We start from the raw sequence: 14,635 nt of genomic DNA on the forward strand, positions 1-14,635 counted from the left end.
AAGCGGACCCCCAGATGTCCCGTACCCCCTCCCCCGTACCACCGGTGGAGCTCACCGAGGCGAGCCCGGCGGCCGATTCCGGTACCGGGCCCGACCCCTCCGGGAAGGAGCGCCTCCCCTCCGGGAAGGGCCGCGCGGAGCCGGTGCCGCGCGCCCGGCGCTCCACCGGCTATCTGCTGACCGCCGGACTCCTCGCCGCGCTCTTCGCCGTCGCCCTGGTCTCCGCCGGCTACGGCGCGTACGACATCCCGATCGGCGATGTCCTCGCCTCCGCCCAGCACCGGCTCGGACTGGGCGGCACCCCCCTGGACCGGGTCGGCGAGAGCGTCCTGTGGAACGTCCGGCTGCCCCGGGTCGTCCTCGCCCTGCTCATCGGCGCCTCCCTCGGCTGCGCCGGAGCCCTGATGCAGGGCGTCTTCGGCAATCCGCTCGCCGAGCCCGGCATCATCGGCATCTCCGCCGGAGCCGCCGTCGGAGCCGTCGCCTGCATCGCGCTCGGACTGAGCTTCTTCGGCAACTGGACCGTGACGATCTGCGCCTTCATCTCCGGCCTGATCACCGTCACCCTGGTCTACACCCTCTCCCGCTCCGACGGCCGCAGCGAGATCGTCACCCTGATCCTCACCGGGATCGCCGTCAACGCCTTCGGCGGCGCGCTCATCGGCCTCTTCATCTTCTTCGCCGACAACGCGCAGATCACCCAGATCACCTTCTGGCAGCTGGGCTCGCTCTCCCAAGCCACCTGGCCCAAGGTGCTGGCCGTGCTGCCGTGCACCGCGATCGGGCTGCTCGTCGCCCCCTTCTACGCCCGCAAGCTCGATCTCCTCTCCCTCGGCGAGCGCCCCGCCCGCCACCTCGGGGTGGATGTCGAACGGATGCGGATGGCCCTCATCCTGGTCGTGGCGCTGCTCACGGCGGCGGCGGTCGCCGTCGCGGGTGTCATCACCTTCGTGGGACTGCTCGTTCCGCATCTGCTGCGGCTGGCGAACGGGCCCGGCCACCGCTTCCTCGTCCCCGGCTCCGCGCTGGGCGGCGCGCTGGTCCTCGCGGCGGGCGATCTGCTCGCCCGTACCATCGCGGAACCCGCCGAGCTGCCCCTCGGCGTGCTCACCGCGCTCATCGGCAGCCCGTTCTTCTTCTGGCTGCTCCGCAGGACCCGTCGCAAGCAAGGTGGTTGGGCATGAGCACGATCGTCCGTAACCTCTTCCGGGCCCGTGGTCGGACCGTTCCCGCGACGCCCGAACCCGGCGCGGTCCTCGCCCGCGCCACCGGGGTACGGGTCAGCCGGGGCGGCCGCGAGGTGCTCACCGGGATCGACCTCGACGCCCGCGCGGGCGAGATCCTCGCCCTGGTCGGCCCCAACGGCGCCGGGAAGTCCACCCTCTTCGGCGCGCTCGCCGGCGATCTCCCCGCCGACCGGGGCACGATACGGATCGCGGGCCGCCCGGCCACCGAGTGGACCACGGCCGAACTCGCCCTGCGCCGCTCGGTCCTGCCGCAGACCGCCGTGGTCTCCTTCCCCTTCCCGGTGGAGGAGGTGGTACGGATGGGACGCGCGCCCTGGGCCGGGACCGACCGCGAGGACGACGACGACCACGCGGTGGCCGAGGCCCTGGCGGCGACCGAGACCAGCGAGTTCACCGGCCGCCCCTTCTCGGCGCTCTCCGGGGGCGAACGCGCCCGGGTCGCCCTCGCCCGGGTGCTGGCCCAGCGCACCTCGCTGCTGCTCCTCGACGAGCCGACCGCCGCACTCGACCTGCGCCACCAGGAACTCGTCCTGCGCGTCTGCCGCGACCGCGCATCGGCGGGGGACGCGGTCGTCGTCGTCCTGCACGATCTGAGCCTCGCCGCCGCCCACGCGGACCGGGTCGCCGTCCTCCACGAGGGCCGGATCGCCGCCGACGGCCCGCCGGCCGAGGTACTCCGCGACGAACTGCTGACCCGGGTCTACCGACAGCCGGTGGAGGTCTTCCCCCATCCGCGCTCCGGCGACCCGGTGGTGCTCCCGCGCCGCGACTCCTGACGCCACCGCTCCCGAGGCTCCTGGCGCCGGGGCCCGGGTCCGTGACTCCTGACGCCGGGCCCGGATCCGAGGCTCATGGGGCCCGGGTCCGTGGCTCATGGTGCCGGGCCCGCCGGGAATCCCATGGCCCCGGGCGCGCCCCCATGATCTGATCATCGGGGGACCTGCGGGGGTTGTGGGGCCGCAGGGCCGACGGGGGCGAACAGGGCGGGGTGTTCAGGGGTGTTCGACAACTATCTCTTCGGGCTGGGCCACGGCCTCACCGCCGTGGTCGCCCTCACCCTGATCGCCTGCCATCTCCTCGGCGCCGGACGGCGGGACGCGCTCCATCCGCTGCTGCTCGGCGCGGTCCTCGCCGTCGTCCTGTCGGTCACCGCCGCACTGCCACTGGAGTTCGCGGCGGCGGGCCCGACCCCCGAGGCCCGGCTCACCCTCTCCGGCCTGCTCTCCACCGCCGCCGGGGGGCTGCTGCTCACGGCCGCGTACCGGATCATCCGTACCGCACGGCCGCCGGGCGGCGCCCCGTACCGCGGGGAACCCGGCCCGGCACCGGCCATCTGGCTGCTGGGCACGGCGGGACTGCTCGCCACCGGCCGGCAGGGGCTCGACACCGGGCTCTACTTCTGGGCGACGGTACGCTCCGGCGCCGACCCGGCCGGCTCCTGGCTGCCCCTGCCGCTGCTGCTGCTCGGGTCGGCCTCGGCCATCGGGCTCGGGCTCCTCCTCCACCGGGCCTGGTCACGACTGACGGGCGCCACCCTCCACCGGGCGACCGGCGCGCTGCTCGCGGTGGTGGCCGCCGGGGCCACGGCCCAGGGCGTCGGCGACCTCCGGACGGCGGGCCTCCTCGGCGGTGGTCCCGCCACCGCCGTGTTCGACCTCGGCACCGTCCTGCCGCCGGACTCCTGGTACGGGGTCCTGATCACCGGCGCGCTGGCACTGCCGGTGGAACCCACCGCGCTCCAGTGCGCCGTATGGTCGGCCGGACCGCTGCTGGCCCTCGTCACCATCGCCGGCGCCGGCGCCTGGACCGTCACCGGACGTACCGGGGATCAGCGATCCGGATGAACCGGACGGACGGCCGTACTCAGCGGCGCCCCATCGGCCATGCCGCCCCCGGCGCACCGTTCCCGGCGTAGGGGGAACCCTCCGCTCCGTCCGCGTCCTCGTCACCCTCCCCGGCGTACTCGTCGTACGCCTCCGCCTCGCCCGCGTACCGTGCGCACGCATCCGTCAGCGCGGCCAGCAGGGTCAGCGGATCGGGCAGCGGATGCTCGGGGCCGCGTACCCAGTGGACGGCGTGGTCCCCGGGGAGCCGGGCGGGCGGCACCAGGACATAGCTGCCCCGGCAGTGCCAGCGCAGCCCCGGGTGCTCGTCCATGGTCTCGGGGCGGCAGTCCAGCTCACAGGGCCACCACTCGTCCTCGTCCTCGGGGGTGCCCCGGGTCGCGGTGAAGAAGAGGGCCCGGCCCTCGTCGCCCTCCCCGGAGGACTCGGCGACCGGGCCGACGTCGATGCCCTGCTCCAGCAGCCGCTCCAGCGCCTCACGGCCCGCGTCCAGCGGAACGTCCAGCACATCGTGGACCATGCCGGTCGCGGTGATGAAGTTCGCCTGCGGCTGGCCCTGCGACCAGCGCAGCACCTGGGCCCGGTCGGTGGTGGACTGCGTCTGCCAGGCGAAGGAGACCGGGTGCCGGGCCGGGATCGGACAGCCGATCCGCTCACAGGAGCACCGGTACGCGACCGGGTAGGCGGCGGGCGCCAGCGGCATGCCCGCCCCGGCGACGGCGAGCAGCATCTCTTCGCGACGGGACGCCTCGTCGGCGGCGGTCTCCCGGGAGCGCCTGCGCAGCCATCGCGGGAGCCGCATCTCCCAGGTGGCTCCGTCCTCCGTACCGCCGCTGTACCGGTCTTTGCCGTCGCCCATCTATCCCCTCACAGCTCACGCTCGCCCCACGTGGTCTCTACCATCGTCCCACCATCCTGCGCTCCGGGTGGCCACCCTTCCCAACCGGGGGGCGGCGTCGGTGTTCCCGGGCACTGTATGGATCTTCAGGATGGACCGCCCGGCCGGTTCGGTCGCGGGGGATCAGCGAGGGGTCAGGCCGTACAGGGCGTAGTCGACAAGGCGGTCCGTGTACGCATGGGTGAGCGGCAGGGTCCGCAGCAGCCAGCGATGGGTGAGCGGGCCGACGAACAGTTCGACGGCGGTCCGCAGATCCAGCCCCGGCCTGAGGGAACCGGCCTCCTCGGCGGTCCGGAGCCGCTCCGTGAAGAGGCGCAGCTGCGGCTCCAGCAGCCGCTGCACGAACTGGGTGCCGACCTCGGCGTCGATGATCCCCTCGGCGGCCAGCGCACGGATGGGTGCCTCGTACACGGGGTTATGGATCTCGTCCACGGTGGCGCGCAGCACCAGCCGGAGATCGGCGGCCAGATCCCCGGTGTCGGGGAAGGCGTAGTCACCGTCGGGCGCCTGGCCGGCCAGATCGAGGAAGGCCTCCAGCAGCACGGCCGCCTTCGAGGGCCACCAGCGGTAGATCGTCTGCTTGCCGACGCCCGCGCGGGCGGCGATGCCCTCGATCGTGGTGCGGCTGTAACCGGTCTCGGTGACCAGCGCGAGGGCCGCGTCATAGATGGCTCGGCGGGAGCGCTCGCTGCGACGGCGCGTGTCGGGGGCGCCGGGGGGCCTGGTGTCGTTCACGTCATCAATCTAGCAATGCCGGATCCGATACGTATCGTCTCGATTTGCCGAGGCGACAGCGGTGTGGTGAACCGTTTCACTTTCGGGTCCGTACAGCGTGTTGGCCGACGGTCACCGGGGCCTCACCATGGCTCCCACGCACGCGGACCGCGTGCCGCTGTCGCAGCTGTCGCATCGTAGGTGAGGGGAGCTGTTCCTTGCGCTCATCGCTTCGTGAGGCCTCGCCGCGTCGCTATCTGATGTGCCCACCCGCGCATTTCAGAGTGACGTACTCCATCAACCCATGGATGGACCCGGCGAAACCCGTCGACCTGCCCCTGGCCACCACCCAGTGGGAGGATCTGCGGGACCGTTACCGCTCGCTCGGCCACCGTGTCGAGCTGCTCGTCCCCCGTCCCGAACTGCCGGACATGGTCTTCGCCGCCAATGGCGCGACCGTGGTCGACGGCCGGGTCCTGCTCGCCCGCTTCGCCCACCGGGAACGGGAGGGAGAGGCAGTGGCCCACCGGGAGTGGTTCCGCTCCCACGGCTGGGCCACGGTCCATGAACCCCTCCACATCAACGAGGGTGAGGGCGACTTCGCCGTCACCGCCTCCTGGGTCCTGGCCGGGCGGGGCTTCCGCTCCAGTCCGCTCTCCCACGGGGAGGCCCAGGAGTTCTTCGGCCGCCCGGTGATCGGCCTCGATCTGGTGGACCCCCGCTACTACCACCTCGACACCGCGCTCTGTGTCCTGGACGACCGGGCGGACGAGATCATGTACCACCCGGGCGCCTTCTCCCCCGGCAGCCGGGCGGTCCTCGCCCGGCTCTTCCCGGACGCCCTGATCGCCCAGGAGGCGGACGCGGCGGCGTTCGGCCTGAACGCGGTGAGCGACGGCCGCCATGTGCTGCTGCCCCAGGCGGCCCTGGGTCTGTACGAACCCCTGCGGGACCGGGGGTACGAGCCGATCGGCATGGATCTTGGCGAGCTGCTGAAGGGGGGCGGGAGCGTGAAGTGCTGCACCCAGGAGCTGCGCCCCTGATGGCCTTTCGGGCCTGACCCCCTGAATCCTGACCCCTGACCCCTGACCCGAGCGGATCCCGCTGAGTTCGGATTCTGCCGGGGTCAGACCGGGTCGGTGGGCAGGGTGGGGTCGGCGGGCAGAGTGGGGTCGGCGGGCGGGGTGGGGTCGGAGTCGTCCTCCGTGTACGGGGGCCAGGCGTCCCCCCACTCCGCGTCCCGGGCCTCCTTGTACAGCGCGCCCTGCCGCTTGGTCACGGTGGCACGGCCCAGGGTCCCGTCCTCCGAGCAGAGGTCCAGCAGCACCAGCCCCTTGCGGATCTGCGGCTTGCGGGTGACCCGGGCGGGTGCCGGGCGGACCGGGAAACGGGTGGCGGCGACATAGCTGAATTTCTCGTCCTCGTACGCCAGCGAGCCCCCCTTCACCTGCCGGTGCAAAGAGGAACGGCTGACCCGGGCCGAGAAATGACACCAGTCGGAACCGGGGACGATCGGACAGCCGCCACTGTGCGGACAGGGCGCGGCCACGGTCATCCCGGCCGCGATCAACCGCTCACGCGCCTCGATGATCCGCTCATAACCATCGGGAGTACCGGGCTCCACGATCACCACCGCCTGGCCGGCCCGCGCGGCCTCGTTCACCACGGCGGCACGGTCGGCCTCGCTCAGCTCCTTGAGCACATACGACACCGTGACGAGATCACTGCTCTCGATCCGGAGCGCCCCACTGATACGGGAGCGCTCCCACCGGGCCGCCTTGAGCGCGGGAATTCCGGAGGCGGCGGCCAGCTCCCGCCCCAGCTCCAGCGCGGGCGCGGCCCAGTCCAGCACGGTGGTCCGGGGCCCGCCCTGCTGAACGTCCTCCCACGCATCGGCCACCGCCCAGGTCGCCGCACCCGTTCCGCCACCGATATCGGTATGGGTGGCCGGGTCCCACTCGGGCGCGGCATCCCGCAGCGCCGCCAGTGCGGCCCGTACCGCCTCGAAGGTCGCGGGCATCCGGTACGCGGCGTAGGCCGCGACATCGGAACGGTCCCGGAGAATCGGGGCGTCCGTCGGGGTCGTTCCCCGATAGTTCGCGATCAGTCGTTCTACTGCTTGGGCCGCCCGTGTGGGGGGCAGCCCATCGAGCATTCCGGCAAGGGCGGCGCGCAGCGATTCGGCGGCGGGGTGGGTGGAAGACACCGGCCGATTCTAGGTCGTACCCACCTCTGCCGAGGACCGCCGCCATGGACGGCAGAGCACCAGCAGACATCCCACCGCGAGCAGCGCGCAGACCAGCTGGACCACGGCCATGGGCACGGCGGTCCCCTCCCCCGCGATCCCGACCAGCGGTGAGGCCAGGGCACCGGTGAGGAACGACGACGTGCCGATGAGCGCCGACGCGGAGCCCGCCGCGTGCGGGGTCCGGCTCAACGCCCGCGCGGTGATGTTGGGCATCACCACACCCATGGCCGCCATGAGGACGAAGAGTCCGGCACTGACCCCGAAGAGCCCCGGATCCCCGAGGACGCCCGTGGTCATCACCACCAGCGCCACCGCCGCCAGGGTGAGCACGGCCAGCCCCGCCGCCAGGACCGTGTCCAGGTCCACCCGTCCCACCAGCACCCGGCCGTTGAGCTGGCCCACCGCGATCAGCCCGATGGAGTTGATCGCGAAGAGCAGGCTGAAGGTCTGGGCGGACCCGCCGTAGATCTCCTGCACCACGAACGGCGACGCCGAGATGTAGGCGAACAGCGCGGCGAAGGCGAAGCCGCCGATCAGGACGTAACCGCTGAAGACCCGGTCCGCGAGCAGCCCGCGCATGGTCCGCAGGGCAGTGCCGACCCCGCCGTCCTGCCGCCGCTCCGGGGGCAGGGTCTCCGGCAGCCACTTGACCACCACGAGGGTGAGCAGCACCCCGACGAGGGTGAGCACGGCGAAGATGCCCCGCCAGTCGGTGAACCGGAGCACCTGCGCCCCGATGACGGGCGCGATGACCGGCGCGACGCCGGAAATCAGCATCAGCGTGGAGAAGAACCGTGCCATCTCCTCGCCCTCGTACAGATCACGGACCACGGCACGGGCGATCACGATCCCGGCCGCTCCCGCCAGCCCCTGCACCAGCCGGAAGCCGATGAGCAGCCCGGCGGAGGGGGCGAAGGCGCAGACGGCGGTGGCGACGATATAGACGACCATCCCCACGAGCAGGGGCCGACGGCGGCCCCACTTGTCACTCATCGGGCCGACGACCAGCTGTCCCAGCGCCATTCCGGCGAGGCAGGCGGTGAGGGTGAGCTGGACCGTGGCGGCCGGGGCGGACAGGGCCTCGGTCACGGCGGGCAGTGCCGGGAGGTACATGTCCATGGACAGCGGCGGCATCGCGGTGAGTCCACCGAGGACCAGGGTGACCAGCAGCCCGGCCCGGCGGGCGGCGGTGATCTGCGGGCTTCCCTGTGCCGGGGCTGCGGCGGTGCGGGTCCGCCCGGCACCGGATCCGGTGGTGTCGGCGTGGGGTGCTCCTCCGGGTGAGCGCCCCACGCGTATGTCTGCTTCGGCCGTCCGACCGTCTCCGCCGCCGTCCATTCAGCTCTCCATATCGTTGAATCCTTTCCTATCTTCTCAGCTCATCCATCCGACCCGAACGGGATTTTCCCCACTCCGAACCCGCCCGCGCACCCCTGTCCTGCTGACGGTCCTGTCCTGCCTGTCCTACCGACAGTCCTGTCCTGCTAAGGGTCTACGCTGCCGCTCCATGGACTCTGTGAACGCTTCCCCCAAGGTCGCCGTCGTGACCGGCGCCGGCTCCGGTGTCGGCAGGAGCGTCGCCGTCACCCTGGCTCGGGCGGGCTGGTCCGTGGTGGCCGCCGGCCGCCGACCCGAGCCCCTGGCCGGGACCGCGAACCTCGCGGTGGAGACCGCGCCGGACGCCGCCGTCCTCCCCGTACCCACGGATGTGACCTCGCCGGACGAGGTGACCCGTCTCTTCACCACCACCCGCGACCACTTCGGCCGCGTGGACCTCCTTTTCAACAACGCGGGCGTCTCCGCTCCACGCGGTGTCCCCTTCGAGGATCTGACCCCCGAGCAGTGGCGCGCGGTGGTCGACACCAATCTCACCGGGGCGTTCTTCTGCGCCCAGGCCGCGTTCCGCGCGATGCGGGATCAGTCACCGCAGGGCGGACGGATCATCAACAACGGCTCCGTCTCGGCCCATGCCCCGCGCCCGCACTCGGCTCCCTATACAGCGACCAAGCACGCCGTCACCGGGCTGACGAAGTCCTTGTCGCTGGACGGGCGCGCGTACGGGATCGCCTGCGGTCAGATCGACATCGGCAACGCGGCCACGGATATGACCCGGCGTATGGAGGCGGGGGTGGAGCAGGCGAACGGGACCGTCGTCGTCGAGCCGGTGATGGACGTGGCCGACGTCGCCCGGACCGTACTGCACATGGCCGAGCTGCCGCTGGAGGCGAACATCCAGTTCGTGACCATCATGGCCACGAGCATGCCCTACATCGGACGGGGCTAAGCGCGCAGAGGTGCGGGGATCACCAGTTCGAGTGGTTCCCGCGCCGACCCCTTGCCTCGGGGCCCGTGGGCCGTGGCACTCTGGCCCGCATGGATCAGCACGCCGATCTCGACCCCATCTGGGACACCGTGGACCGCCTCCACACCTGGCTCGACGCCCACTCCACCCGCCCGCGCGAGGAGGAGATCCTGCTGCGCGTGCTCAAGCTGTCCGAGGAGATAGGCGAGGTGGCCGCAGCGGTCGTCGGCGCCACCGGACAGAATCCCCGCAAGGGCCGCACCCACGCGTGGTCCGATGTGGAGTCCGAGCTGTGCGATGTGATCCTCACGGCGATGGTCGCCCTCCGCTCCCTCACCCCCGACGCGGCGGGCGTCCTCCGGGACCGGGTGGAGGTCGTCGCCGAGCGCGCCGCGCTGGTGTGATCCACATCCCCTTGCCCTGCCTCCTTCCGGGCCTCAAGCTGCCTCCATGCACATCACGCACCACTTGATCCCCGTAGCCGGCGGCGACGAGATCTGGGCCGAGGACACCGGCGGCGACGGCACCCCTCTGGTCCTGCTCCACCCCGGCGTCGGCGACTCACGGATCTGGGACCGGGTGGTGGAGCGGCTCACACCGGATCACCGCGTCATCCGCTACGACGTACGGGGCTATGGCCGCTCCCCCGCGCCCACCACCTCGTACACCCTCCTCACGGATCTTGTCACCGTCCTGGACCACTTCGGACTCGGCCGGGTCCCTCTGGTCGGATGCAGCATGGGCGGCGCCGCCTCGCTGGCCCTGGCGGTCACGGCACCGGAGCGGGTCGGTTCGCTGGTGCTCGTCACCCCCGGCGTGGGCGGCTACCCCTGGCCCGACGAGCCCGAGGTGGACGAGGAGTACGAACAGCTGGTGGACCGGGTGGACGTCCAGGGCCTGACCGCCTTCGGACTGCGCGAGTGGGCCCGTTCCGGGCAGGACACCGAGGCCCGGGAGCAGATGCGCTCTGCGGCCAACGCCTGGATCACCGAGGCCGAGTACGAGGGCGAGGACCCGCCGGTCTTCGACCGTCTCGGCGAGATCACCGTCCCCGCCGTCGTCATGATCGGCGAGGTGGACCGCCCCACCATGGTCGAGTGCAATGAGCGGATCGCCGAGAGCGTGCCCGGCTGCCGCACCGTTCGGATGCCGGGGGTGGACCATCTCGCCCCGCTCCGGGTCCCCGACCTGATCGCCGAAACGATACGGAGCCACTCCGTCTGAGCCCTCGGCCCCGGACCAGGACTCGGACTCGGCGCGGCCCGGCCCCGGCCCGGCGGAATACGGACGGCGGATGGCCCCCGTCCCGGAGGACGGGGGCCACCTGCACCCATGCCGCTATGACCCTGCGGGTCGGTTCAGCGTCAGATGATGGTCAGACCGTAGCCGCTCAGCGGCCGGGTGACCGGCTCGTGGACGGTGAAGCCACCGCTGGTGCAGTTACCGGCACCACCGGAGAGCAGACCCAGCGCGGTGTTGCCGGCGAAGAGCGGGCCACCGCTGTCACCGGGCTGGGCACAGGCGGTGGTCTGGATCAGGCCGTAGACGACCTGGCCGCCACCGTAGTTGACCGTGACGTTCAGCGCCTGGACCACACCGGTGCGGTACCCGGTGGTGCTGCCGCTGCGCTCGATGCGCTGTCCGACGGACGGGTTGGCGGCGTTGACGATGTCACGGTACGTGCCGTTGTAGAGGTACACCCGGCCGTCCGCCTGGGCGGCGTTGCTGTGCTGGATGACACCGTGGTCGTAGGTCGGGAAGACCGACGCGGCACGGGTGCCGCCACCACCGCTCCACGTCCAGCTGGCACCGAGGTTGGTGCAGTGACCGGCGGTCAGGGCGTAGTAGACACCGCCACGCACGGTGTTGAAGCCCAGGGAGCATCGGGCACCGGCCGTGTAGATGGCCTCGCCGCCGGCGATCATCTTGTTGATCTTGGCGTCGACCCGCTTGATCTGCAGGTTCCCGGCGTTGGCGCCGGCCTGCTTCTTGATCTTGGCGATCTCGGCGGCCGAGACCGTGGTGTCGGCGGTGACGACGACCTTGCCCGACTTGGCGTCGGTGTACCAGGAGGTACCACCGATATTGGCGTCGAGGACGGCGCTGTTGGTCTTCGAGAGCTGCGCCGTGGTGGGCTTCGCAACCGACTCGGCGGCCACCGCGGTGGGAGCGGCGAGCGCGGAGACGGTGACCAAGCTGGCGGCGACGGCGAACATGCGAGCCGACTTGGTGGCGGAGAGCCTCTTGATGTTCACAAATCCTCCGAGGATCTGAGGTCCGTTCGGTGGCCGGACCTTCGGATACGCGTCGGACAACCCCATGGACAATGCGGCAGTCATGGGCCTGTCAATCGACGTGGTTGCGATCCTCAACCGCCGCACCCCACCGGTACAGCGCGGCTTTAGGACGCACTACGCGCGTCCTCATGGGCAAGGGGGTGCCATGGCGTGAAGTGGCTCTTGTTCGAATCCGCGCGCGAAGCAACTCGGTGCTATATGCATAGATCGTCCCGAACGATCCTGACGATCACCCTCCGGATTCCGCCACCAGTCGATGGGGTCTACATCGGCCACACCGATGTGAAGATCCTTCAGTGCCCCCGAGCAGCCCATCCGCGTCGGGTTGGCTGATCGACGCGTACTTGACAGTCCGTCATATGACACGGGGCAGTGACAGTGAGGCACGGAATGTTCACGGGGCGCAAAGTGGCTTTCCGCCATTCCGCTACGGTCCATGGAGCCGCGCGGAGACCCGCCGCGCGAACGCCGCCGGGGAGGCGCCGCGACTGACCGACGAGACAGGCGGATGGATCACGCCGAGTGGACGGGCGGACGGAATACTCCTATCCACTTCCGCCTCAGATCACCGCTTTGGGCTTCATGCCCGGTTCCTTCACCGACCTGGGGTGACCGGTAATGCGCGCTGTGGGGATATTTTCCGCCGGGGCGGGGGCGGTTCACCCGGCTCGGGATGGCCGTACGCCCACACGGGGGCACGGCCTCTGCCTCTTACAACGCCCCAGCGGGCCGGAGAGTTCAACGACAACGGGCCACCCCGCAGTAATAACGGAGTGGCCCGTGGCCGAGTGCCGGAGCGGCGCCCGCTACAGCGCGCCCGACTTGAGGGAGTCGACAAAGCCGATCCAGGCGGGGCCCTCGAAGATGGCTGAGCACGGATCACCGACAGCCCGCCCACATGCCTGTCGATCTCATCCGGGTCACGGCTCTCGGAGGCGACCTGATAGATGGCCCGGACGTAGCCCTCGGTCTGGAGCAGGCCCGGGACGAACTCGGACTCGTAGTTGTGCATGGAGGCGGCGGTCTCCTCAAGGCCCAGGTACGCCTTGAAGGTGGGGCTTATGGCGGGCCGGTACTCCGGCGTCTGTCACCAGTCGCGCTTGGTCTTGGTGACCACGGCGTACTCCATGAGGAGCTGCCGCTTGTCCGGGTCGGCGCCGTACATGTCGCAGAGCGCGATGACATCGGACGGCTCGACGGTGGCGTCCTCGCCCGTCTCCAGTCTCGTCAGCTTGGACGGGCTCCAGATGAGCCGCCGGACGACCTGGTCGGCCTTCATCCCGGCGGCGTGCCGCAGTTGCCTTAACTCCGTTCTGAGATGCAGACGGCACAGAGCGGGCGTGGCCGACTCGATGTCCGTGATCATCCGCTGTCCTTCCTGCGCGCGTTGCCCAGTGCGTCGGCGAAGGTTCTGCCACAGCAGGAAACGTTCTGCGCCACAGCAGGATGTTTCGCCGTCGCGCGAACGGCCCGTGAAACAGGAGCAGTTCACGCAGAAACTTGATTTCAGAATCTCAGTGGTGTGCTCGACTGGAATGCCGTCGACACGGTGCGCCTTCTGGTGAGCGAAATCGCGGGACGTGCACCTGGTGCACGGTCCCGGCCGCGGCATGAGCCCCCGGGGCCGGCCGTCCGGTCAGCGCGGGGCGGGGGCGGGGACGTCCTCCGGGCCGGGGGAGAGTTCCTCGCCCTCCTCGCCCATGTGCAGCTCGGGCGGGCGGCGGGTGAAGAAGCGGGTGGAGATGGCCAGGAGCACCACTCCGACAGTTATCCACAGGATCCCCACGACGAAGGTGTCCCCTGTCAGACTGGTCCACAACCAGACGGTGCTGGCGAAGCCCAGCGTCGGGAGCAAGCCGTTGACCAGCAGGAATCGGCTCCGGGATCGATTCTCGCCGGTGCGGCGGCCCGCTCCGAAGAGGTAGTGCTTGATCACGCTCAGATTGACCATGGAGAAGGCGGCCAGGGCGCCGAAGTTGATCATGACAACGGCCTGGTCGAGGGTGAGAAGGGTGGAGAGAAGGGCCACGGCGGAGACCGCCAGCAGCGCGCCGACGGGCGTGCCGTAGCGGGGGTGGAGCCGTCCGAAGATCCGGCGGGGCAGCAGCCCGTCACGGCCCATGGAGAAGATGATCCGGGAGACGCTGGCCTGGGAGACCATCGCGGAGCCGAAGCAGCCGAGGACATAGACGGCGGTGAAGGCACCGCTCATGGCGGAGCCGCCGACCGTACGCATCAGCTCGGCGCCGGCGGAGTCCGGGTCGGCGAAGACGTTGTCGGGGCGGATGAGGGAGCCGATCCATGCGACCAGGATGAAGAGGCCGCCGCCGATGGCGGTGGTGAGGATGATGCCCAGCGGGATGGTCCGGCGCGGGTTGTGCGCCTCCTCGGCGAGGGTGGAGACGGCGTCGAAGCCGAGGAAGCTCAGGGCGAGGATGGCCGCGCCACCGGCGAGGAGGGTCCACTGACCGGACTCGGGGACGAAGGACTGGAAGGCGTCACCGGCCGGGACCTCGGAGTTCACGGCGCCCAGGACCACGAAGGCGATGAGCAGCAGGGCGGTGGCGCCCATGATGATCGCGGTGATGCGGCTGACGAACTTCACGCCGAGGACATTGAAGACCAGTACGACCAGCAGGACGAGCACGCTCCACACGCCCTGGGACACCGCGGGGAACTGGGCGTGGAGGTAGATGCCCGCCAGCAGGAAGGAGACCATCGGGAGGAAGAGGTAGTCCAGCATCAGGGTCCAGCCGGTCAGGAAACCGACATGCCCGCCGAACACCTTCTGTGAGTACTTGTACGCGGAGCCGGCCGCCGGGAAGCTGCGCACCATGCGTCCGTAGCTGTGTGCGGTCAGCAGCATCACTCCGAGTGCCAGCACATACGCGGCGGGGAGATGGCCGCCGGTCTCGTCGTTGACGATGCCGTAGGTGGTGAAGACGGCGACGGGCGACATATAGGTGAGGCCGAAGAGCACGATGGCGGGGAGCCGCAGCACGCGCTTCAGATGGGGGGCACTCTCGGTGCTGACTCTGTTGGTACTGGACACCGGCTTGATTCCTCTCCGCGCCCGTCGGTTCAA

15 protein-coding genes are annotated in these 14,635 nt (G+C 70.7%); 7 read left to right on the plus strand and 8 right to left on the minus strand.

Annotated features, from left to right (window positions below):
• Positions 1-14: 14 nt before the first annotated feature.
• The 3 genes from ABT354_RS21505 (at position 15) to ABT354_RS21515 (ending at position 3,091) form a co-directional block, all read left to right on the plus strand.
• Positions 15-1,184, plus strand: a complete 1,170-nt coding sequence (locus ABT354_RS21505; RefSeq protein ID WP_502983468.1) for a FecCD family ABC transporter permease — start codon at positions 15-17, stop codon at positions 1,182-1,184.
• Entirely contained in the window at positions 1,181-2,023 is an 843-nt protein-coding gene (locus tag ABT354_RS21510) for a heme ABC transporter ATP-binding protein (RefSeq protein WP_351496144.1), read from the plus strand. Before ABT354_RS21505 ends, ABT354_RS21510 begins: the two co-directional genes overlap by 4 nt.
• A 222-nt stretch (positions 2,024-2,245) precedes the next feature.
• Positions 2,246-3,091, plus strand: a complete 846-nt coding sequence (locus ABT354_RS21515; RefSeq protein ID WP_351496147.1) for an FTR1 family protein — start codon at positions 2,246-2,248, stop codon at positions 3,089-3,091.
• Positions 3,092-3,110: 19 nt separating this feature from the next.
• On the opposite strand, the gene ABT354_RS21520 is transcribed toward ABT354_RS21515, so the two are convergent.
• Positions 3,111-3,950, minus strand: coding sequence for a bifunctional DNA primase/polymerase (locus ABT354_RS21520; RefSeq protein ID WP_351496149.1), 840 nt, complete (start codon positions 3,948-3,950; stop codon positions 3,111-3,113).
• A 162-nt stretch (positions 3,951-4,112) separates the two neighbouring features.
• Positions 4,113-4,724: a TetR/AcrR family transcriptional regulator gene (locus ABT354_RS21525; RefSeq protein ID WP_351496151.1), complete on the minus strand. Its 612-nt coding sequence runs from the start codon at positions 4,722-4,724 to the stop codon at positions 4,113-4,115.
• Between the two features lie 197 nt (positions 4,725-4,921).
• On the opposite strand from ABT354_RS21525, the gene ddaH reads away from it, so the two are divergent.
• Complete coding sequence (gene ddaH / locus ABT354_RS21530; RefSeq protein WP_351496153.1) at positions 4,922-5,746, plus strand: dimethylargininase; 825 nt, start codon at positions 4,922-4,924, stop codon at positions 5,744-5,746.
• A gap of 83 nt (positions 5,747-5,829) precedes the next feature.
• Here ddaH and ABT354_RS21535 read toward each other — a convergent pair whose 3' ends face one another.
• The gene (locus ABT354_RS21535; protein WP_502983469.1) at positions 5,830-6,858 is read right to left on the minus strand and encodes a small ribosomal subunit Rsm22 family protein; all 1,029 of its coding nucleotides are present in this window, start codon (positions 6,856-6,858) and stop codon (positions 5,830-5,832) included.
• A gap of 60 nt (positions 6,859-6,918) precedes the next feature.
• A complete protein-coding gene (locus ABT354_RS21540) occupies positions 6,919-8,289 on the minus strand; it encodes a Bcr/CflA family multidrug efflux MFS transporter (RefSeq protein ID WP_502983462.1) in 1,371 nt (456 codons plus the stop codon).
• A gap of 169 nt (positions 8,290-8,458) precedes the next feature.
• Between ABT354_RS21540 and ABT354_RS21545 the strand changes: the two genes are divergently transcribed.
• The 3 genes from ABT354_RS21545 (at position 8,459) to ABT354_RS21555 (ending at position 10,477) form a co-directional block, all read left to right on the plus strand.
• Positions 8,459-9,235, plus strand: a complete 777-nt coding sequence (locus ABT354_RS21545; protein ID WP_351496160.1) for an SDR family oxidoreductase — start codon at positions 8,459-8,461, stop codon at positions 9,233-9,235.
• 89 nt (positions 9,236-9,324) lie between these two features.
• A complete protein-coding gene (locus ABT354_RS21550; RefSeq protein WP_351496162.1) occupies positions 9,325-9,657 on the plus strand; it encodes a MazG-like family protein in 333 nt (110 codons plus the stop codon).
• A 46-nt stretch (positions 9,658-9,703) separates the two neighbouring features.
• Positions 9,704-10,477, plus strand: a complete 774-nt coding sequence (locus ABT354_RS21555; RefSeq protein ID WP_351496164.1) for an alpha/beta fold hydrolase — start codon at positions 9,704-9,706, stop codon at positions 10,475-10,477.
• A 140-nt stretch (positions 10,478-10,617) separates the two neighbouring features.
• Here the strand turns inward: ABT354_RS21555 and ABT354_RS21560 are convergent, their stop codons facing one another.
• The 4 genes from ABT354_RS21560 to ABT354_RS21570 all read right to left on the minus strand — a co-directional run bounded on the left by ABT354_RS21560 (position 10,618) and on the right by ABT354_RS21570 (position 14,602).
• Positions 10,618-11,508 (minus strand): S1 family peptidase, encoded by an 891-nt coding sequence (locus ABT354_RS21560; RefSeq protein ID WP_502983463.1) that lies wholly within the window; start codon positions 11,506-11,508, stop codon positions 10,618-10,620.
• A 637-nt stretch (positions 11,509-12,145) separates the two neighbouring features.
• Positions 12,146-12,613, minus strand: coding sequence for a Scr1 family TA system antitoxin-like transcriptional regulator (locus ABT354_RS38095; RefSeq protein WP_502983470.1), 468 nt, complete (start codon positions 12,611-12,613; stop codon positions 12,146-12,148).
• Between the two features lie 24 nt (positions 12,614-12,637).
• Positions 12,638-12,916: a helix-turn-helix domain-containing protein gene (locus ABT354_RS38100; RefSeq protein ID WP_502983464.1), complete on the minus strand. Its 279-nt coding sequence runs from the start codon at positions 12,914-12,916 to the stop codon at positions 12,638-12,640.
• A 270-nt stretch (positions 12,917-13,186) separates the two neighbouring features.
• Complete coding sequence (locus ABT354_RS21570) at positions 13,187-14,602, minus strand: APC family permease (protein WP_351496166.1); 1,416 nt, start codon at positions 14,600-14,602, stop codon at positions 13,187-13,189.
• Positions 14,603-14,635 lie beyond the last annotated feature (33 nt).

This window comes from Streptomyces sp. NPDC000594, assembly GCF_040299965.1.
In the GTDB taxonomy this organism is placed as follows: Bacteria; Actinomycetota; Actinomycetes; order Streptomycetales; family Streptomycetaceae; genus Streptomyces.